The organism is Cognatundibacterium rugosum, assembly GCF_014284365.1.
GTDB classification, from domain to species: domain Bacteria; phylum Pseudomonadota; class Gammaproteobacteria; order Burkholderiales; family Burkholderiaceae_D; genus Undibacterium; species Undibacterium rugosum.
Window position 1 is genome coordinate 121,933 of the sequence record NZ_JACOGG010000008.1, and the last position, 19,518, is coordinate 141,450.

Annotated in this window: 15 protein-coding genes; 9 read left to right on the forward strand and 6 right to left on the reverse strand. The window is 53.0% G+C overall.

The window, feature by feature from the left end:
• Nucleotides 1-42: 42 nt before the first annotated feature.
• From H8K47_RS09445 to H8K47_RS09485, 9 genes are all read left to right on the forward strand, one after another.
• A complete protein-coding gene (locus H8K47_RS09445; RefSeq protein WP_186881154.1) occupies nucleotides 43-828 on the forward strand; it encodes a TatD family hydrolase in 786 nt (261 codons plus the stop codon).
• Nucleotides 829-1,485, forward strand: a complete 657-nt coding sequence (locus H8K47_RS09450) for an ankyrin repeat domain-containing protein (protein ID WP_230410178.1) — start codon at nucleotides 829-831, stop codon at nucleotides 1,483-1,485.
• 603 nt (nucleotides 1,486-2,088) lie between these two features.
• Nucleotides 2,089-3,822 (forward strand): ABC transporter permease, encoded by a 1,734-nt coding sequence (locus H8K47_RS09455; RefSeq protein ID WP_329604161.1) that lies wholly within the window; start codon nucleotides 2,089-2,091, stop codon nucleotides 3,820-3,822.
• 129 nt (nucleotides 3,823-3,951) lie between these two features.
• Entirely contained in the window at nucleotides 3,952-5,250 is a 1,299-nt protein-coding gene (locus tag H8K47_RS09460) for an ABC transporter ATP-binding protein (protein ID WP_186881155.1), read from the forward strand.
• Between the two features lie 557 nt (nucleotides 5,251-5,807).
• Nucleotides 5,808-6,188 carry a hypothetical protein gene (locus H8K47_RS09465; RefSeq protein WP_186881156.1) on the forward strand — a complete coding sequence of 127 codons (381 nt, stop codon included), beginning with the start codon at nucleotides 5,808-5,810 and terminating at the stop codon, nucleotides 6,186-6,188.
• 66 nt (nucleotides 6,189-6,254) lie between these two features.
• The gene (locus H8K47_RS09470) at nucleotides 6,255-6,785 is read left to right on the forward strand and encodes an REP-associated tyrosine transposase (RefSeq protein ID WP_186881157.1); all 531 of its coding nucleotides are present in this window, start codon (nucleotides 6,255-6,257) and stop codon (nucleotides 6,783-6,785) included.
• A gap of 884 nt (nucleotides 6,786-7,669) precedes the next feature.
• Entirely contained in the window at nucleotides 7,670-8,347 is a 678-nt protein-coding gene (locus tag H8K47_RS09475) for a thiol:disulfide interchange protein DsbA/DsbL (RefSeq protein WP_186881158.1), read from the forward strand.
• A gap of 37 nt (nucleotides 8,348-8,384) precedes the next feature.
• A complete protein-coding gene (locus tag H8K47_RS09480) occupies nucleotides 8,385-9,329 on the forward strand; it encodes an L-lactate dehydrogenase (protein ID WP_186881159.1) in 945 nt (314 codons plus the stop codon).
• A 175-nt stretch (nucleotides 9,330-9,504) separates the two neighbouring features.
• Nucleotides 9,505-10,293, forward strand: coding sequence for a tetratricopeptide repeat protein (locus H8K47_RS09485; protein ID WP_186881160.1), 789 nt, complete (start codon nucleotides 9,505-9,507; stop codon nucleotides 10,291-10,293).
• A gap of 19 nt (nucleotides 10,294-10,312) precedes the next feature.
• On the opposite strand, the gene H8K47_RS09490 is transcribed toward H8K47_RS09485, so the two are convergent.
• The 6 genes from H8K47_RS09490 to H8K47_RS09515 form a co-directional block, all read right to left on the reverse strand.
• Nucleotides 10,313-13,534 (reverse strand): error-prone DNA polymerase, encoded by a 3,222-nt coding sequence (locus H8K47_RS09490; RefSeq protein WP_186881161.1) that lies wholly within the window; start codon nucleotides 13,532-13,534, stop codon nucleotides 10,313-10,315.
• Nucleotides 13,531-15,096, reverse strand: a complete 1,566-nt coding sequence (locus tag H8K47_RS09495; protein WP_186881162.1) for a Y-family DNA polymerase — start codon at nucleotides 15,094-15,096, stop codon at nucleotides 13,531-13,533. The genes H8K47_RS09490 and H8K47_RS09495 overlap by 4 nt, the downstream gene beginning before the upstream one ends.
• A 47-nt stretch (nucleotides 15,097-15,143) precedes the next feature.
• Nucleotides 15,144-15,845: a translesion DNA synthesis-associated protein ImuA gene (imuA, locus tag H8K47_RS09500; RefSeq protein WP_186881163.1), complete on the reverse strand. Its 702-nt coding sequence runs from the start codon at nucleotides 15,843-15,845 to the stop codon at nucleotides 15,144-15,146.
• A 165-nt stretch (nucleotides 15,846-16,010) separates the two neighbouring features.
• Nucleotides 16,011-17,618: a sensor domain-containing diguanylate cyclase gene (locus tag H8K47_RS09505; protein WP_186881164.1), complete on the reverse strand. Its 1,608-nt coding sequence runs from the start codon at nucleotides 17,616-17,618 to the stop codon at nucleotides 16,011-16,013.
• Between the two features lie 161 nt (nucleotides 17,619-17,779).
• Entirely contained in the window at nucleotides 17,780-18,136 is a 357-nt protein-coding gene (locus tag H8K47_RS09510) for a hypothetical protein (protein WP_186881165.1), read from the reverse strand.
• Between the two features lie 71 nt (nucleotides 18,137-18,207).
• Nucleotides 18,208-19,476, reverse strand: coding sequence for a porin (locus H8K47_RS09515; protein WP_186881166.1), 1,269 nt, complete (start codon nucleotides 19,474-19,476; stop codon nucleotides 18,208-18,210).
• Nucleotides 19,477-19,518 lie beyond the last annotated feature (42 nt).

Here is a 19,518-nt window from a genome sequence, read left to right on the forward strand (position 1 = left end):
ACTAGGGTCTGTTGACCAAAATACCGTTTTTTTTGATTATCCATGTATATCGATTCACATTGCCATATCAATTTTCCTGAGCTTGCCGCCAAACTGCCTGAGCTGATGCAGAACATGCAAAACAACGGCGTCACCCATGCCTTGTGTGTGTCGGTGGATTTGCCCGACTTCCCGCAGGTATTGGCCTTGGCTGAGCAGTATCCGCATATCTATGCCTCGGTCGGCGTGCATCCGGATTATGAAGATACGCCCGAGCCCAGCGCACAGCAATTGGTGGAGCTGGCCCAGCATCCTAAAATTATCGCCATCGGCGAAACCGGCCTCGATTACTTCCGCTTACAAGGCGATCTGGAATGGCAGCGTGAGCGCTTTCGTCAGCATATACGCGCTTCACGCCTGAGCCGTAAGCCACTGATTATCCATACCAGAGCTGCCTCAGCAGACACAATACGTATCATGCGCGAAGAGGGCGCCGGTACCGATCAGGGTGGTGTGGCAGGCGTCATGCATTGCTTTACCGAGTCACTGGAGGTTGCGCAGGCTGCGGTGGAAATGGGCTTTTATATTTCTTTTTCCGGCATCCTCACCTTTAAAAGCGCCAAAGACTTGCAGGCAGTCGCCAAAGCCTTGCCGCTGGATCGCATCCTGATCGAAACTGATTCGCCGTATCTGGCACCGGTACCTTTCCGTGGCAAGATGAACGAACCGGCCTATGTCAAACACGTCGGCGAGTTTTTGGCGGATTTGCGCGGTATTTCCGTGCTGGAGGTACAGCAAACCACCACCGAGAATTTTTTCCGTCTGTTTCAATTTGCGAGGGAAGCTTAAATGATGCTACTGCCATCTGTGCGCACACTGTGCGCTGCTGCATTGCTGACCGGCACGCTGGCTGTGCAGGCGGCAGAGATTGATGATTTATTTTTCGCCGTCAGGTTTAATGATGTAGGCAGCATGCAGGGCTTATTCCGCAAGGGGCAGGACCTGAATGCGAAAGAGCCGCAGCGTGGCGAAAGTTTGCTGATGATGGCAATCCGTGAAAAATCGTTCAAGGTGGTGGATGCGCTCATTAATACGCCGGGCATACAGCTGGAAGCTCACGCCAATAACGGCGACACCGCGCTCATGATGGCCAGCTATCTGGGGCAGACCGAAGTCGCACAAAAGCTGATTGCTAAAGGTGCTGAAGTCAATCAACCAGGCTGGACCGCCTTGCACTATGCTGCAGCCAGCGGTAAGACCGAGCTGGTGGCTTTGCTGTTGGAGCACCATGCGTATATCGATACAGAATCGCCGAATAAAACCACGCCTTTGATGATGGCGGTGCAGTTTGGTAAAAAAGCAGTCGTGAAATTATTGCTGGAAGAGGGCGCGGACGCCAGTTTGAAAAACGCTGCGGGTCAGACTGCCCAGGATTTTGCCAAAGCAAACCGACGCGACGATATTTTGGACGTTTTTGCCGAATTCGCCAGCCAGCAAAAGAAATAAGCAGAATACATAAGCAGTTGCGCACGCGGGTTGGCTGCGTATGCATATCTGCCTGCCTCGCGTCCCCCTTTGCGGGGCAGCCTTCACAAGCAACAAGTGCTATCCCCGAGATCGCGCCATCCCTGCGCAGGCAGGGATCCAGCGTCTTCCTGTCCTGTACCATACCAGCGTAGACAACATTGCGCGATTGCTGCCTTCCTGTCATCGCAAATCCGACAGCGACGCTGATACAAAAAATACGTTCATTCCTTGCATTTTGCGTTGCAGCATATTGCTTCTGTTTTTGCTCTTGTGTTACATTGCGGACTTCATCATTTCCGGAGCTCATTCTGTGGATAGTTATAGTTGTCGCTACTGCGACTTCACCATGGCAATGTAAGCAGTCCGACCGCTGCTACCTTGCCATCAGGCGGGTAGTGGATCTGCGCTCAGGCGCGCCTTCTCTCACCCACATTTCAATTGATTTCACGTCGTCACGCTGGCTACTCAAGGCAGCGTTGCTGAGTCTGCGTGTAAATTTGTTTGGCTTCAGATACGTGATCTGAGGTTGGGGAGTACGCATGGTTTTTTGTATTTTTTCTTGTGACCTCGGCGGAGGTGCCTGTGTTTAATTTGTTTTCTCTGCGATCCGGATCGGATAGCGCGGCGCAACGCGGACCCAATAAATGGGACTGGATTTTATTGCCGGTTTTTCTGGCGTTGCTGGGCTTGCTGACCTTTGCTGCGCTGCAAATGAGCCGGCCATTTGCGGTCGGTGATGTGCTGCCAGTCTCGCTTGACCCCTGGTATTTGCCGTATTACCTGCTGCGCACCATACTGCGCATGTTTACGGCGCTGGCTTTTTCTTTGTTATTCAGCCTGATCTTTGCCGCCATTGCAGCAAAATACCTGACTGCAGAAAAAGTCATGATACCGGCACTGGACATCCTGCAATCGGTACCTATTCTGGGTTTTCAGGCGATAGCGATTGCGCCGTTCATCGCCTTTTTTCCGGGGAATCTGCTCGGTGTGGAATGCGCGGCGATTTTTGCGATCTTTACTTCGCAAGCCTGGAATATGGCATTCAGCCTGTACCAGTCCATGCGGACGATTCCGTCGGAATTACGGGAAGCCGCCAGTGTATTCCGGCTCTCGCCCTGGCAGCGTTTTTGGCGCCTGGATTTGCCATTCGCGATCCCGGGTTTGTTATGGAACATGATGATGTCCATGTCCGGCGGCTGGTTTTTCCTGGTCGCAGCAGAAGCGATTTCTGTCGCCGGGCAAGACATACGCCTGCCCGGCATTGGTTCGTATATTGCCGTCGCGATTGATGCACGCGATGGCACTGCTATCGTCTGGGCCATCCTGGCGATGATGACAGGTATTCTGGTCTACGATCAGTTATTTTTCCGTCCTTTGCTGGCTTGGGCTGATAAATTCCGCTTTGAAGAAAATCCCGGTGAAATTCCACCCGACTCCTGGGTCTTGCGCTGGATGCGTAACAGCCACTGGGTCAGGCGTCTGAGTATGGCGATGTGGCGCAGACTGGCGGTGATGATAGCTTGGTTCCGGCTACAGCCAGACACCGTGCCACGGCCTAAACGGCGCATCATGCAGTTGCCCTGGCTGGCCAGAGCTTTCGATATTGCGCTGGTATGCGCCATGCTGGTCGCCACGCTGCAATTGCTGCAGTTTATACATAGCGTGGTCGGTTGGCGTGAGGTCGCCCATGTGGTCGGTTTGGGCGGGCTGACGCTGTTGCGAGTGATGCTGCTGATTGCCATTGCCTCCCTGTTCTGGGTGCCGGTCGCGATCTGGATAGGCTTGCGGCCTAAGTATTCGCAAGGGGTGCAGGCGATTGCGCAATTTCTTGCCGCATTTCCGGTCAATCTGATGTTCCCGCTGGTGGTATTGGTGATGGTCAAGCTGGATTTAACGCCGAATATCTGGCTCAGTCCGCTGATGGTATTTGGTACCCAGTGGTACATCCTGTTTAATGTGATTGCCGGTGCCGCAGCGATTCCAAACGAGTTAAGGCTGGCTGCCGATAATCTGGGCCTCAAAGGCTGGCTCAAGTGGAAGCGGGTGTATTTGCCAGCCGTGTTCCCCAGCTATATCACCGGTGCGATTACGGCCAGCGGTGGCTCCTGGAATGCGAGTATCGTGGCTGAATACGTGACCTGGGGCGATACCACGCTGATGGCTGATGGCTTGGGCAGCTATATCAAGCAGATGACGGAAGCAGGCGACTTTCATCGCATTGCGCTTGGCATCGGTGTCATGTGCGTATTTGTGATGCTGCTGAATCGCTTTTTCTGGCGCAAATTATATGTGCTGGCTGATCAGCACCTGCGCTAAAGCACAGCTACAACAACGCATAGACCAACCAAACTATCGCCAGCGGCATGGCCCGGCGATGAATACCGACGTACAAACATACAGACCGGCAGTGACTGCAAGAGACGGGCACTGCACAAGGAGTAAGCCATGATGCAAAAAAATTTACTGGATTTACAGCGTGTCGCAAAATCCTTCACTGCCTCGGACGGGCAGGCCAGGGTCATCCTGGATAAAGTCGATTTTCAGTTAAAAGAAGGCGAAATCGTCGCCTTGTTAGGGAAATCCGGTTCCGGCAAATCCACCTTATTGCGGATTATGGCCGGCCTGATCAGTGCTGATCATGGTGAGGTCAAATACCGTGAACGTGAAATCAACCAGCCTGTCTCCGGCATTGCGATGGTGTTTCAATCCTTCGCGCTGTTCCCCTGGCTGACGGTGCAGCAGAATGTGGAGCTGGGGCTGGAGGCTCAGGGCGTGCCGCAGGCAGAGCGCACAGTACGTGCTGATTCGGTGCTGGAGCTGATCGGCCTTTCTGGCTTTGGTGGCGCTTTGCCTCGCGAACTGTCAGGTGGTATGAAACAGCGCGTCGGCATTGCGCGGGCGCTGGTCACCAATCCTGATGTGTTGTTGATGGATGAAGCTTTCTCTGCACTGGATGTGCTGACCGGCGAGACCCTGCGTAACGATATGCTGGAATTATGGGAGGAGAGAAAAATCCCGACCAAGGGCATTCTGATTGTCTCGCATAATATTGAAGAAGCCGTCATGATGGCCGACCGCATCGTATTGCTGACCAGCGATCCTGGCACCGTACGTTGCGAAATTCCGGTTGATTTACCACGCCCGCGTGATCCGGATTCGCCGGAAGTGCGCGCTTTAATTGATGAAGTGTATGGCTTGATGACGATGCGTGCGCAAAGCGACAGCCATCCGGAATCGGCAGCGCGGCATCTTGGCTACCGCTTACCCGAAACCACCATCAGCCGTATCGAAGGCATACTCGATATGCTGGCCGAAGCGCCTTTCCTGGGCCGTGCTGATTTGCCGGAACTGGCGGAAGAAGCTGAATTGTCAGACGAGGATTTGTTCCCGACTTACGAGGCACTCAGCATGCTGGGTCTGGCTAGTCTGGAAAAAGGCGACATATTGCTGACCGCATTAGGCCAGCAATATGTACATGCAGAGCAATCGCTGAAGCAGGACATCTTTGGCCAGCAATGCCTGACCCATGTCCCGCTGGTCGCCCATATCCGGCGCGAACTGGAACGTGAACCCAGCGGCAGTGTAGCCGAGCAGCCGGTACTGGATCTGCTGCAGGAATTCCTCAAAGAGAAAGAAGCCAAACGCGTACTCGAAGTCGCGATCGAATGGGGGCGCTACGGCGAAGTCTACGAATACGACTACCACACCGGCCGCCTGACTTTGCCGGGTAGCGCAGAGGATTAGTCTCAATCAATAGCCAAGCATGGTTTAATTATTAGTGTTGCAGTGGTAGGGCGCATCGCGATGCGCCACATCTGAACAATGCAAAGCGAGCCATGCAGACATGGCTTATTGAATAGCCTTGCATATAGACCTGATTCGCGCTTTATCGTTTGCTGAGAGAGCTCGTTTACGCTTACGATGAGCTAGCTTGCGATTTGATGAATCTTGATTGCGATGGAAATTCCGTGCGGCGCATCGCGATGCGCCCTACTTGTGGGAGCGACCTTAATGAAAAATATTTATTTCGCACTATTGTTGATAGCTTTATCGATGGTTGATGCATTTGCGGAGCCTAAGTACCTACTCCCACCCTATTCGATTGAGAAAAGCATCTCAATGAGTTTGTCTAATGCAAAGATAGTTGTGCTAGGTAGATTGGTATTGCCATATAAAACAACAATTCCAGAGCGATTTGACGGTAATAGGGCTATTTTTGAAATGAGTTTGAAATAGATAAAGTCATTACTGGAGAACAGTTTATTTCTGGAATTCGTATCCCTGTTAGTTGGGTTATCCCAATGCCCAATCCCGACAAGAAGGCTGATTTGAAAAAAAGTGATGCCGATTTGCGAAACGCGAAAGCAATGAGTTTTCAATTAGAGAAGATGCTAGACGCTAATATTATCGACAGAGATGAGTTTAAAAAACGAAGTAAAAAAAATGATGAAATAATTTTGTACTCCGATGCTTATCTGAAACAGTTTGTATTAATGCCAATTGCGATGCCTATTAGTGAACCATATAGGAATGTAAATGTTTTGGTTACGTTTGGAGACAGTTATATATTGATTTTACAAAATTCAAAAATATATGGCGGTTTGGGAATTGGTTTGATTGGGGAAGTTGACGTATACCCTGCAAAAGACGAAAAAATAAAGAAAATTTTTCATTTGAAGTGAAAACGCGGTGATGCGTAATCTCCGTAGGGCGCATCGTGATGCGCCGCATGGAATGTGGTGAAGACTATGCCAAATTATCGACGCGCCTGGCATCCGGGCGGCACCTACTTTTTCACTGTCAACTTGATTGAGCGAACCGGCAATGATTTGTTGATCCGGCACATCACAGAATTGCGTATATCGGTTCGCGCGGTGAAAGCGCGTTATCCGTTCACGATTCATGCATGGGTAGTCTTACCGGATCACCTGCATTGCGTGATTGAATTGCCTCAGGGTGACAGCGATTTTGCGACGCGCTGGCGTTTGATTAAAGATACATTTTCAAAAAGCATCCCTTTAACCGAAACCCGCTCCCCGGTTCGCTTACGTCGTGGTGAGCGCGGCATTTGGCAACGCCGGTATTGGGAACATCTGATACGTGATGAGCAGGACTTTGTGGCACATATGGATTATGTTCATATCAACCCACTCAAGCATGGCCTGGTTGAGAGAGTCGCAGAATGGCCTTATTCGACCTTTCATCGTTTGGTGGAAGCAGGCGTTTATCCTCACGATTCGGCTGGTGGAGACTTGAATAATCTTGAATACGATGACTAAGCCATGCGGCGCATCGCGATGCGCCCTACTTGTGTTTTGCACCGAAGCCTGGCGTCAAAAGCAGATGCAATGTGTATCACTTTGCATACCGCGTGACAGGCTGGCAGCGTTGGTGGTGTATCGCTTAATTTCGGATATCTGTAGCCTGCACAGATGGCGGGATATCCTGCAACTGCGTGTTGCCAGGGGCGCCGGTGGCTTGAGGCGTTTGCTGCGATCTGCTCAGCATAAAAAACAGCGAAAAGCTGAATTTAAAAATCCGCTCAAATCCAAACCAGCAAAACAGATAAATAATTTGTGTCGCTGAGAACAGCTCTGCGTCGTAGAAGGAGAGGTGGGCGCGCGAAAACAGTAAGTTGGTACAGAGCAGTGCGATTAAGGTGATGAGCATGCTAAACCACAGTTGTTTTTCTATCGCTGATTTCATACTTGTCCCTATCAAAAAATTCAGATGCCAGCCAGACTGCAGTTTTTCCTGGGCGGTGCATAAGTGGCGCAACTGGCGCAACCAGTGTTACTGGGTGATGTATTTTTGCATACTATCATTAGCAATAATAATTGGCATCTGGAGTGGCGCAAAATTCTCCCGGCAAGGCTAAAAAAGCCGTGGTGCTGTAGGACGCAGCGCTGATAAGCGATATCTGTGACGCCAGCAGGCAAGGTGTTGCCTGAAACCCGGGCGCTACCATGGCGATGCAGGCAGTGCTGGTGCTACTCAGCACTAGCACCACTACTCAGCACTGGCCGTACTACAAGGAGCGATAACGCCGTTGGGGCGTTTTATGTGGGCTAACTGGAATTTATGCGATACTTGAAGGTTTCTGTGTATGAACATTTTGCAGTTGGTCTGTACTGGCCGTCTGCTTACAACTGTCGGGGAAAGTATGCGTGGGTTTCGCTGGATGTTTTTAGCTTGTACTTTGTTGGCCGGTGTGGTGTCGGCTTCACCGCCGAATCCGGTGCGTGGTGCAGAATTTCAGGTATTGAGTAATCCTATGCCGGTACGGGCGGCAGAAAAAAAAGTCGAGGTGATCGAGTTTTTCATGTACCACTGCCCAGCTTGTAATGCACTGGAACCTGCACTGCAGGACTGGCTCAAAAAAATGGGTGATAAAGTCGAATTCCGTCGCATTCATTTACCGTATTACGGCGAAACCGATCCTGAAGCACACATGTTTCTGACGCTGGAAGCGCTGGGGCTAGAGAAGGAAATGCATGCACGCTTGCTGATTACCTGGCATGTGCAACGTAAGCGTTTACGCAGCGACCAGGATAATCTGAATTGGGCGGTGACGCATGGTATAGAGCAAAAGATTTTTCTGGACGCGTATAACTCGTTTTCTGTGTTGAGTATGATGAAGCGCCTGCCGCGTCTGGTAGAAAATTACGGTGTTACCTCAACACCGACTTTTGTGATTGATGGCCGGTATGTGACGCAAACTTCAATGGTGGTTGAGGCGAATCCTAAGCTCAGTAATGATGAGGTGCTGCCGGCTTCTTTTCAGGTGATGGAAGTGCTGGTGGAGCGGGCTGCTAAAGAGAAGCAAAGCAAACAAAAATAAACGCTGAGGCGCAGGTCTTGGCAAGCAAAGGCGATTGATGAAAATCGGGATAGTCGGTGCCGGTCATGTGGGCAGTACTGCTGCTTATACGCTGGTGTTACAAGGTATAGGCAGTGAGCTGGTGCTGGTCGATCAGCAGCCCGCGCTGGCTCAGGCACAGGTGATGGATATTCTGCATGCCACGCCGTTTTCTCATCCCGTACATCTCCGTGCCGGTCAGTATGCCGACTTACAGGATGCGGCGCTGGTGATTGTGGCAGCAGGCGTCAGTCAACAAGCCGGAGAAAGCCGGCTGGCTTTGTTGCAGCGTAATGCGGATATTTTTGCGCACATCATTCCCGCTATCCTGCGCTATTCACCGGATGCAGTGCTGCTGATTGCGACCAATCCGCTTGATATCATGACCCAGGTGGCGACCCGGATTGCGGTGGCCGCAGGTGCGGATGCGCGGCGTGTGCTGGGCACCGGTACCATGCTCGATACCGCACGTTTCCGCGCTTTGCTGGGACAACACTGTGGTGTGGCGCCGGGTTCTGTGCATGCCTATGTATTAGGTGAGCATGGCGATAGTGAAGTATTGCTCTGGTCCAGTGCCAGTGTGGCTGGTGTGCCTTTAAGCCAGTTCGCAGCGGACCGTGGCTGCAGTCTGGATGCGGCGGTGAAGGCGCACATCGATCAGGCAGTACGCCGCGCCGCCTATCAAATCATTGCAGGTAAGGGCGCTACGTATTACGGCATCGGTGCAGCGATTGCCTTGCTGAGCCGTTGTATCCTGTTTGATGAGCGTCAGGTTCTGACGGTTTCTTCCGTACAGGATCAGGTGCAGGGTGTGCGCGATGTGGCCTTGTCGCTGCCGCAGGTAGTCGGGCGGGCTGGCATCCTGCAGACCTTATATCCGCCACTCGACAGTCTAGAGCAACAGGCACTGGCGGCCAGCGCGCAAATCATCTCTGAGCATGTAGCTGGTCTGGTGCTGAACTGACTTTCTGGGTTGGATGCTTGGGTTTGCCAACTGCGCTTTCCGGTTGCATGGCTTGATACATCGGCAATTTTTGTGCGTGAGCTGGCTTGCCACATACTGTGCGGATTGCGGTGTCAGGCATCAGACGGTGAATGACTGGCAGACATTTTTAATCATTCATCTGTTCTGGCGTGCCATGATGTCTTCTCAATCTCTCTCTGTTTTTTTAGGTGGTGCGCTGTTAGCGAGCTGCTTCAGCATCGCCAGCGTACATGCGACGGAGCTGGTTGCCGATAGCATGGCCAGCAAAGTGGTGATGATCGCTGCCGGTGAGTCGGATGCAGCAACCCGCTTGAGTAGTGCTCAGCTGGCTGAGCTGCAATACCATGCAGGTATGCTGTTCAATAATGGCATTGCCGGTGCCACGAAAGACCCGGCACAAGCCTTGTTCTGGTTTCAGAAATCCGCGGCAGGAGGTCATCCTCTGGCTGCGTACAAGCTAGGTTGCTATTATGCGGGCCAGTTTCCTGGCGTGATCGTGACAGATGATACGCAGGCTTTACATTTTAAAGGCATCGCGGCTGAAGCTGGCTACTCACTGGCGCAACATGACGTGGCGCTGTTATATCAAAAGCAGGGCGACTGGAAACGCGCACTGAGCTGGTACCAGAAGGCCGCCGATCAAGGGCTTTTTTCAGCGATGATCAGGCTGGCCTGGCTCGCTCGTTTGCAGCCTGAAGCCGACAAACAACTGGCTTATCAATATCTGTTGATTGCGCAAAATCTGCAGCCAGAGCAGACCAAGGCGAAGCCTGAGTTCCTGCAAGCACTTGATGACTTGCAAGCGCGCTTATCCGACCCGCAGAAAGCAGCGGTGGACCAGTTTGTCCGGCAATGGCGTGCTGCGCCTGAGGCACTTAGCTTAGAGGCAGCGCAGGGCGTGCAGCGTTTGTCGGCGCTGATGCGCTCCGCTGGTCAGTCTTAATGCTGGTCTGATCCAACGATTAACAAAAATCCCGGCTGTGGGTGCTCAGGGTGCCGATCAAATGACTCATGTCGACCAGGCGTTTGGCGATCAGGTGTTGTACACCCTGTTCGTTTTGCCAGATGCCATAGACGCCCAACAGCCGGGCGCTCAGGATTTCACGTCTTTGCTGTTCGACCAGCGAGGGCCAGATGATCACATTGACTGGCCCGCTCTCATCTTCCAGTGTCAGGAATAACACGCCTTTGGCGGTGCCGGGCCGTTGTCTGACGGTGACCAGCCCACAGGCACGTGCAAACTGACCGGATTGAAACGTCGTGAGCAGCCGCGCTGGCAGAAAGCGCTGCTTCAGTAACTGTGTCCGTAACAATGCGACCGGATGCCGTCGCAGTGTGAGCCCGATACTCTGGTAGTCACTCAGTATTTGTTCACCTTCGGCGGGTGCTGCTAATTCCGGCGTGCTTTCTGCAACACGGGCTGGCCGTAGCAAATCCTTATCGGCGACTGCGGCCACCGCCTGCCACAAGGCCTGACGCCGGTGTCCGGCTAATTGGCTGAGCGCATTGGCAGCCGCCAGGGTTTCCAGCTCATGCCGGTTCAGTTCGGCGCGGCGTGCCAGATCAGCGGTATCCTGAAATGGGCCAGCGGCTCTGGCTTGCATGATGCGTTGTGCAGCCGTTTCCGACATACCCTTGATCAGCGACATACCCAGTCTGACCGCTGCTTGTGGCGTGTTGGTATAGCGATTGTGAAACCAGTCACTGCTCAGCGTACAGTCCCAGTCACTGTGGCAAACGTCGATTGCCTGTACCTGTACATCATGCCGTCTGGCATCCTGTATCAGTTGTGAAGGTGAATAAAATCCCATCGGCTGTGAATTCAGCAGCGCACATAGAAAGACAGCGGGTTCATGGCATTTGATCCAGCTGCTGATGTAGGCCAGGATCGCAAAGCTGGCAGAATGACTTTCGGGGAAGCCGTATTCACCAAAGCCCTTTATCTGTTCCACAATTCTTTTGGCAAAATCCTCCTCGTAACCATTGGCCTGCATGCCACTGATGATGCGCGCCTGGTAAGCTTCCAGGCCGCCTTTACGCTTCCATGCAGCCATGGCGCGGCGCAGATTATCGGCTTCACCGGGGGTGAAGCCCGCCGCCAGCATCGCGATTTGCATCACTTGCTCCTGAAAAATCGGCACCCCCAGCGTGCGCCCCAGCGCTTTCTGCATGGCGGCATCATGATGCTGTTCTACCGGTTCCAGCCCCTGACGGCGGCGCAGATAGGGATGCACCATGCCGCCTTGTATCGGGCCCGGCCTGACGATGGCGACCTGTACCACCAGATCGTAGAATTCGCGCGGTTGCAGTCGTGGCAGCATACTCATCTGGGCACGCGATTCGATCTGAAAAACGCCGATGGTATCGGCCTGGCAAATCATGTCGTAAGTCAGCGGGTCTTCACGTGGGATGTCTTGCAAGCGGGCTGGTTTACCGGGGATGCTTGCCAGCAGATCGAGTGCACGCCGTATCGCCGATAGCATGCCCAGCGCCAGCACATCGACTTTTAATAAGCCCAGCGATTCCAGATCATCTTTATCCCACTGGATTACGCAGCGCTCTTTCATGGCGGCGTTTTCTATCGGCACCAGCCGCGATAATTTTCCTTTGGCGATCACAAAGCCGCCGCTGTGCTGCGATAAGTGGCGCGGAAAGCGCAGTAGCTGAGTCGCCAGGGCCGCCCATTGCTGTGCGATGACCGAACTGGTATCAAGTCCGCATTCTGCGAAACGCGCCAGCAGATCGTGTTTGCTATCGAACCAGCGATGGGATTTGGCCACTGCATCGACAATGTCCGGATCAATACCTAGGGCTTTTCCGGTTTCGCGCAAGGCACCGCGTGGATGGTAGGTATGGACGGCGGCGGCCAGCGCTGCGCGTTCGCGGCCATATTTGCGATAGATATACTGCATGACTTCTTCACGCCGCTGATGTTCGAAATCGACATCGATATCGGGTGGTTCGGCACGCTCTTTGGAGATAAAGCGTTCGAACAGCAGGGTGTTGACTTCCGGATTGACCTCGGTGATGTGCAGGCAATAGCACACGACAGAATTCGCGGCGGAACCGCGTCCCTGGCACAATATGCCTTGCTGACGTGCGAAGCGCACAATGTCGTGTACGGTCAGAAAATAGGGTTCATAAGCGAGATCATTAATCAGATGCAGCTCGTGCTCTATACGCTGTATCAGGCTGTCGCTGATGCCATCGGGATAGCGGCGCTGCGCACCCCGATACACTTGCTGCCGCAGATAACTGGCCGGGGTATGGCCGGGAGGAACGATTTCATCCGGATATTCATAGCGTAATTCATCGAGTGAAAACTGGCAGGATTGCGCAATGCGTATGGTGGCAGCCAGCGTGGCGGGCGGATACAGTCTGGCCAGTCGCAGTCGCGAACGCAGATGCTGCTCGGCATTTGGAGTCAGTGTATAGCCACATTCCGTGAGTGTTTTACTCAGCCGTATCGCTGTCAGCGTATCCTGCAAGGGCTTGCGGGAACGTACATGCATGCTTACCTGACCCAGCGCCACTACCGGTAAGCCATGGCTGGCGGCGCTGTGCAGCACGTGTTGCTGCTGATAGTCATCGGCAGCCTGCAGTAGTAAAGTCAGCCCCAGCCAGCCGCTGTGCTGATCTGCACGGTGAAAATACTGACGAAACCACTGTAATTGCTGATCCAGTATCGCCGGCCGTACCGGATATTCGGGCAGCAGTATCACGCAACAGCCGGGGAGACCGGCGAGGTGGGCGTAAGCGCTATCGTTGGGCTGCAGATCCTCGGGTTTGAGCAGGTAATTGCCTTTGCTGCAGCGGCTGCGTGCCAGTGTAATCAGCTCGGACAGATTGCCATAGCCTTCGCGGTTTTGTGCCAGCACCAGCAAGCGCAGGCAGGATAGCGCATCGCTGTCATGACTGAGTGCGAACCAGCTGCCAATCAACAGTGGCAATTGCTGTGCTTTGGCTTCGTCATGCGCACGCACTACACCGGCCAGCGAGCATTCGTCAGTGATCGCCAATGCCTGATAGCCTAGCCTGGTGGCACGTTTGACCAGTTCTTCGGCATGGGAGGCACCATGTAAAAAACTGAAATTGGACATGCAGAACAGCTCTGCGTAATCGGGCAAATTGTGCCCGTAAGCCGCATCCACATTAGGTGTTCCGTTTGGAGGCGGCGCGCTCATCCGAAAATTCCGTGTAAAAACCAGCTGAGTGCGATCGTATCGCCGTCAGTTTGCGTCACGTTGCGTTCACGGTAAATCCAGTACAACTGATGCCTGGCGTGACTGGCAATAAAATAATCTCTGACCTGGGTGCCATCGCTCCACCAGCCTGCCTCTATGCGTTCGGCCGGTGAAATGAGGGTCAGCACCGATCCTGCATACCAGGGTTGATGCTGGCGCAGTGTCAGCGCCAGTGGCTGGGACAGCAGCCAGACCGGGCGCAGCAAGGCATGAGCGGCACTGGCCGTGGCATAAGCTTGCGCGGACTTTTTATGCAGCACGGAGACCCATTGATTGGCGATTTCAGGCCGGTAATCGGCTAGCGGTGCTGCCTGTAATACCTGATGTTCGCCCAGTCTGGCCACCAGCAGCGAGAGCAGGCGCTGATGGTCTTCGGGTTTGCCGCCCGGTTCGGGAAATAAATCCTCGCTGTGTAACTGGCGCTTTGCGGTCTCTGTAGCTTCCAGTTCCAGTGCAATCACGGGTCCGCTCAGACGCAATTGTTGCAGACGCTCGCGCACCAGCAGTTGCAAATGTGCTTCTTGCCAACTGGGCTCAGCCAGCATGATGTTGAGCTGGCTGGGGGCAATCGCGCTACGGCCACGCTCATGGTGTAAGCGCAGGCGTAACTGACTCAGGGCCAGCTGTTGCAGTCGCAGCCAGCTGCATAGCTGGGTCAGCAAGGCTTGCACATACGGCAGTAGCTGATCGCTGCGTTCCAGGCGGCCAGCCAGCTCGCGTTTACTATGAAAATGTTCACTGGCGACGACCCAGGGATGCAACGTCATTTCCCGGCCATAGGCCTGATCCAGCTCTTGTAATAAAGCGGCACCACAGCGTCGTTGCAAACCGGCGCGCGGCAGCTTTTGCAAATCCTGGAGCTGATGACAGGCCAGCCCTTGGAGCATGTCGAGATAGGCTTGCGCCTGACTCAGGGTATGCACCGGTAGCGGATCCAGAACAGTGACCAGCTTACGCTGCGACAGGCAATAGCAGGCGGCTTTGCCACATTCTGCGGCATGCAGCGCGAGCAAGGCTGCGGCTTTGGAAAACGGGGCACAGGCCAGGCTGACGCTGAGTCCCAGAGCATGCATAGTCATGCGGATGCGCTGACGCAGACGGCGTATGCCGCCGAACAGGCGCAGGCTGCTGCTGACTTCCAGCACGATGCCAGCGTTGCCATGCAGTGCGACTGACGGAGTGTACTGTAATAATGCCAGTGCTGCGGCTTGCAACAAGTCTTGTTGTTTGCGGCTGTCGCAAGGAAAAAAGCTGGCATCCGGCAGCAGCATCTGCACCCCGCCACGACGCATGCCTGTGCGTATCCCGGCAGCGTGCGCCATCGGGCTCATTGCCAGCACACGCTGCTGCTGCAGGATGACGCTGCCCTGATCATGCTGTTGCCATTCCCAGCGTGGGATACAGGCTTCCAGCGCCAGATGCGGGAAGTGCAGCGCCACCCATAACGAGGGTTTGCGTTCCGCTACAGCCTGTGCCGGATTTGTGTTGGAACTGGGGGACATAAAGGCTGTCTGTGGTGTCGGGAGCTGATATCGCTGTTGTTCTGCAATCAGGGCTGCACGATGCCGTGCATCGCCCGGTTGCTGCGCACCACATCTTGTGGCAAGCCTTGTGTACGATCATGACTTAAGCCGGCCAGATAAGGATGCTGCGGTAAATACAGCGGCAAGGAAGCGAGAGACTGTGCGCCGCGCCGTTTCAGTATCCTGACTTGCAAGCCATAGGAAACACTGTGTACCTGTACTCGCAGCAAGGCCGGGGAGGGATTGCTGGCGGTGTTTTCCGGTCGCAGCATAAAAAATGCCATCTGCGTCTGTTGTGCCAGCAAATGCAGGCGGCGTAAGGCTTCAGGACGGATTGTGGCCTGCCAGAATAAGAGCGCGGCACAACTGCCATGGCGGATGATTTGCTCAGCCGCCCACAGGCTGTCCTGATGTGTTTGCGTTGGCAGCCAGAGCAGGCGCTGGGCCGGGATCTGTTGCGCAGTAAAGGCTGCAATTTGCGGGATGTGTGGTGGATTGAGTAAGGCAATCGGGCCGGAATGGATCTGACTTAAGGCTGGCAGTAAAAGTCGCATCTCCGCGGCGCTGCCCGGTTCGCTCAGGATTTCCGTCATGCGCCCCAATGGCCAGCCGCCGCCCGGCAATTCTGTACGCAGTACGGCATAACCGGTGTCTGTAGTCGCCAGATCGCCATGCGCCAGCTGAGTGGCACGCCAGAGTGCAGGATGAAGATGTTCAAGAGTAGACATGATAGCGACCGAAAAGCAGGGCGCTTGTCAGCGCTCCGGAATAATATACTGATTAAATATACAGTATATTATTCCGGAGCGGACTTTTCAAACTTTTCTGGCTTTTTTCTGTCTGTGAGCAGCGCTATGCATCGCTGTGTATGGTGACTTCAGCTAGCTTGCTGCTCAGGAAGGCGAGAAGTGATGGTTATTTCTGCCGCTCTTTTTCACGGTATACAACGCTTCATCGGCTCTTTCTATCAGACTGGCAGGTGCGAACTCCTGGTTACGGGTGAAGCTGATACCGATGCTGGCACCAATGACGACTTGCTCCCTATCCGAAATAGAAATCGGCTGCCGGGTCAGCTGGATGATTTTGTCGGCAATTCTTTGTGCCGTCCCCAATTCACTCACACCTCTGAGCAAAACCACAAACTCATCACCCCCCAGGCGCGCGATAAAATCGGTTTTTCGTAAGGTGGCACTTAAAATGGCGGAAAAATGCATGAGTACCTTGTCACCGGCAGCATGCCCATAGCTGTCATTCACTTCTTTGAATTTGTCCAGGTCGATTAGCAGCAGAAAAAAGTCACAGCCTGCATGGCGGGCATTTTCTTTCGCCAGGCGGCTCATTTCCCGCTCAAAACCCAGCCTGTTATGGATATTGGTTAAATGGTCGGTGACCGCCAGACGATTCGCCTGTTCTTCGTTGAGTTTGCGCTCAGTGATGTCATTCATCAGGCCTTGTAATACGCCGTTTTCAGCAGAATGTATGACCAGATGCACCCATTTCTTTTGACGTAAGCCCTGACCGGTTTCTATCAGGAAGTCTTCCGACGCCGCCTGAGCGGTTTGCGTCGTCTGATCTATCATCAGGTGCAATCTTAATTCCTGCCCCTCCAGCGCCTGTAGCAGCACAGTGTCATGCTCTGTGATGCTGTTGATACTGAGCATACGCAACAAGGCCTGATTACAGGACAGTAATTGCCCTTCCGGATTAATCTGAAAAATCCCGGTTTCTGCATTGTCAAACAGCGTCTGGTATTTTCTCTCTCCTAATGCATGCTGAATGCGCAGGTGACGTTCTTCATCAAGCGTACTGACCAGATTGCCTATCAGCTGATTCACATCGCTGACCAGCGTGCCCAGCTCATCCGATCCATGATAGGAGGGGGATTGCAGCAACTCGCCTTTTTCCGGCCTTAAACGGTGCAGCCGGGAGGATATACTCATAATTGGACGGGTAATCAGCACCAGTATCAATGTGGCTACGATGAGCGCGATCGCAATTGCTTGCAGCAGCAACAGGTAGGCAATGAAGCTGGCTTTTTCCGAACTTTGTGCGCGTATCGCAAGCTGATCCGTTTCCATCGCTACGGTACAGACTTGTTCGGAGGCGTTGAACGGGGAATGAATATTTCTTTGTATACCGTTGGAGGTCCCGGTGGCTGACAGGATTTTATCGATAGGGCTGGGGTTGCCATTCGGGTCGCGCCGGAAACTGGCCAGTACATGCTCTTTTTGGTAAATCACAATCTGACGGATGTCATGATTTTTACTCAATCCCTGCACTAGTTCTTTGGCCAGATTGGCGTCGGATAAATAGCAGGCTATCTGTGCGGTATTTTCAACAGAATTGAGTAAATCATGCATAATTTGCACTGCCTGTTTCTGCTCTGCGCGCAGAAAATACAGATAACTGACGGTAGAAAATAATCCACCTATCAATAGCGTAATCCCCAGCACGATGCTGGTACTCCGGAACACGATACTGGTTCTGAATAGTTCTCGCATAATCGCCGATAGAAGCAGGGGGCATTGCATTGTTCGCGCAGAATCTGCTGGCCTGAGGCCAGCAAACCGGCCATACGATGTACCACATACAGAGATGAACACTCATGTGCAGACGTATCTAATCGTCCGGATCCGTCGCTTTACTGTTTTAAAACAGAGATCTATTCGAAAACATAAATCAGCCTGACGCGTTTATCCAGCTTTTTTTTATCGACATAGCCGATGGCGGCCTTATTTTCAGCAACAATGCGTAATACTTCGTCCATCGACTCTGCTTGCAGAGGTGGCGAACCCTGGCCAGAAAAACGTAATCTTGCCCAATAAGAGTTAATTTCTGCGACTTCTTTTCCGACTAACATCGCATAAAACTGGACTTTTTCATGCTCAGCATTTTTCAAGTCTATCGGCAAGGCACTCAGGCCATTTGCAAATTTACGGGTTCTGCCCATATACAAATTAATGACCTCGTCTTTGCTCAGTTTATCGATGCCGCTATACGGATTAGCAATGACAACCAATTCTGCATGTGCTCCTCCACAGAGTAGCAACAGGCCGGAAAGAATAAGAAATATGCGCGCTTTAAACATAACTAAAACACAAAGTTATAGCTTGCACTTAGCAGCGTCGCACGCCCATTCCAGTCAGGTGCCTCCTTACGCACCAGAAGTCTCTCTTTACTGCGAATATGGTCAATTTGTAATTTTAAATTCGATGAATCACTAAGGTCTAAGCGCAAGCCTAGGCTTAGGGTAGATTGTCCGTTGCGCTGACTATGTATGCCATTATTGATATCGCTGAATAATTGTATGACCGTAGCAGGCGCGTTAGCCGGCGGCTGCAGTGGTATTTGTGTTGACACCGGGCGCGAAGCGGACAGCGTTGCATAAGGGGTCCATTTCCCCATCCGGTAGCTGGTGGACAGGAAGGCGGCATAGCTGTCAGGAAAATTCAAACTATTTGTACTGGTCTGACTCAACATGGCCTGTACTTGCAGCGGCCCTGCATCATAGACCAGTCCAGCGGACAGGTAACGGATACGCTTGTTTTGCATGCCAAGCTCAGCGCTGAGTTGTGCTGCATCCGGGATCAGCGTATTCAGGGGGGCAGTATGAAAAGCTCCCAGTAAAGGGACTAAGGATGCGTACTCATTCCTGACTAACAACTGACTATAGCCCAGCCTGGCACTCCATGCACCGCGCTGATAAGCCAGATGAGCACCAAGTATCTTTGAACCATCCAATGAAAAATCATAGTCTGCGTGGCCGGTATAGCTTTTTCCTTGTGCAAAACCGGCATACAGCTTCACTTGATAATTTCCTTGCTGCGCATCCTGAAAAGACAGGACCGCATCTGCCCCGTCAAAATAAGAAACGATCAGACTGCCAAAAAAATCGACGGGAGGGCGCACCCAGGTATAGGAATAGGCAACCTGACGGGAATCAGCCAGCATATAGACGTCAAAGCCTACCCGGCCCAGTCTTAGCTTGAGCCTGTCATTCGGCATATACGCAGCGTACAGCCAGGTCAGCTCAGGGACAAAGTCTTTGTCCGCTTTTCTGGCTAAGAGTTGAGCCGCAACGTCAGTATTGTCGTTGATACGATGATCCAATTGCAGCCCGAAGTTGCTGTCCAGCGCCAGACTGGTGCGTCCACTGGCGCCGACCCCGCTGCTTTGCGATAAGTCCCGGACTATATCTACCTGGCTGCTGGTACTGTGCGCAATGCCCAGTGTACCAAAGCCGGTTACTTGGGTTGTGGCTGGCTGTTGTTCATCGGTATGCTCCTCTGCATAGGAGCAGTTACTGATGAGTAAGATCAGAGTGGAAATAAAGGAGGGGAAAAGATACGTACGCAACATAGTTCACACTAATGGAAAGTACGCCCTGAAAGAGTAACCTGA

Coding starts and splice junctions, on each gene's coding strand:
- H8K47_RS09445 (WP_186881154.1), top strand. CDS start 43: ATGTATATCGATTCACATTGCCATATCAATTTTCCTGAGCTTGCCGCC.
- H8K47_RS09450 (WP_230410178.1), top strand. CDS start 829: ATGATGCTACTGCCATCTGTGCGCACACTGTGCGCTGCTGCATTGCTG.
- H8K47_RS09460 (WP_186881155.1), top strand. CDS start 3,952: ATGATGCAAAAAAATTTACTGGATTTACAGCGTGTCGCAAAATCCTTC.
- H8K47_RS09465 (WP_186881156.1), top strand. CDS start 5,808: ATGCCCAATCCCGACAAGAAGGCTGATTTGAAAAAAAGTGATGCCGAT.
- H8K47_RS09470 (WP_186881157.1), top strand. CDS start 6,255: ATGCCAAATTATCGACGCGCCTGGCATCCGGGCGGCACCTACTTTTTC.
- H8K47_RS09475 (WP_186881158.1), top strand. CDS start 7,670: ATGCGTGGGTTTCGCTGGATGTTTTTAGCTTGTACTTTGTTGGCCGGT.
- H8K47_RS09480 (WP_186881159.1), top strand. CDS start 8,385: ATGAAAATCGGGATAGTCGGTGCCGGTCATGTGGGCAGTACTGCTGCT.
- H8K47_RS09485 (WP_186881160.1), top strand. CDS start 9,505: ATGATGTCTTCTCAATCTCTCTCTGTTTTTTTAGGTGGTGCGCTGTTA.
- H8K47_RS09490 (WP_186881161.1), bottom strand. CDS start 13,534: ATGAGCGCGCCGCCTCCAAACGGAACACCTAATGTGGATGCGGCTTAC.
- H8K47_RS09495 (WP_186881162.1), bottom strand. CDS start 15,096: ATGTCCCCCAGTTCCAACACAAATCCGGCACAGGCTGTAGCGGAACGC.
- imuA (WP_186881163.1), bottom strand. CDS start 15,845: ATGTCTACTCTTGAACATCTTCATCCTGCACTCTGGCGTGCCACTCAG.
- H8K47_RS09505 (WP_186881164.1), bottom strand. CDS start 17,618: ATGCGAGAACTATTCAGAACCAGTATCGTGTTCCGGAGTACCAGCATC.
- H8K47_RS09515 (WP_186881166.1), bottom strand. CDS start 19,476: ATGTTGCGTACGTATCTTTTCCCCTCCTTTATTTCCACTCTGATCTTA.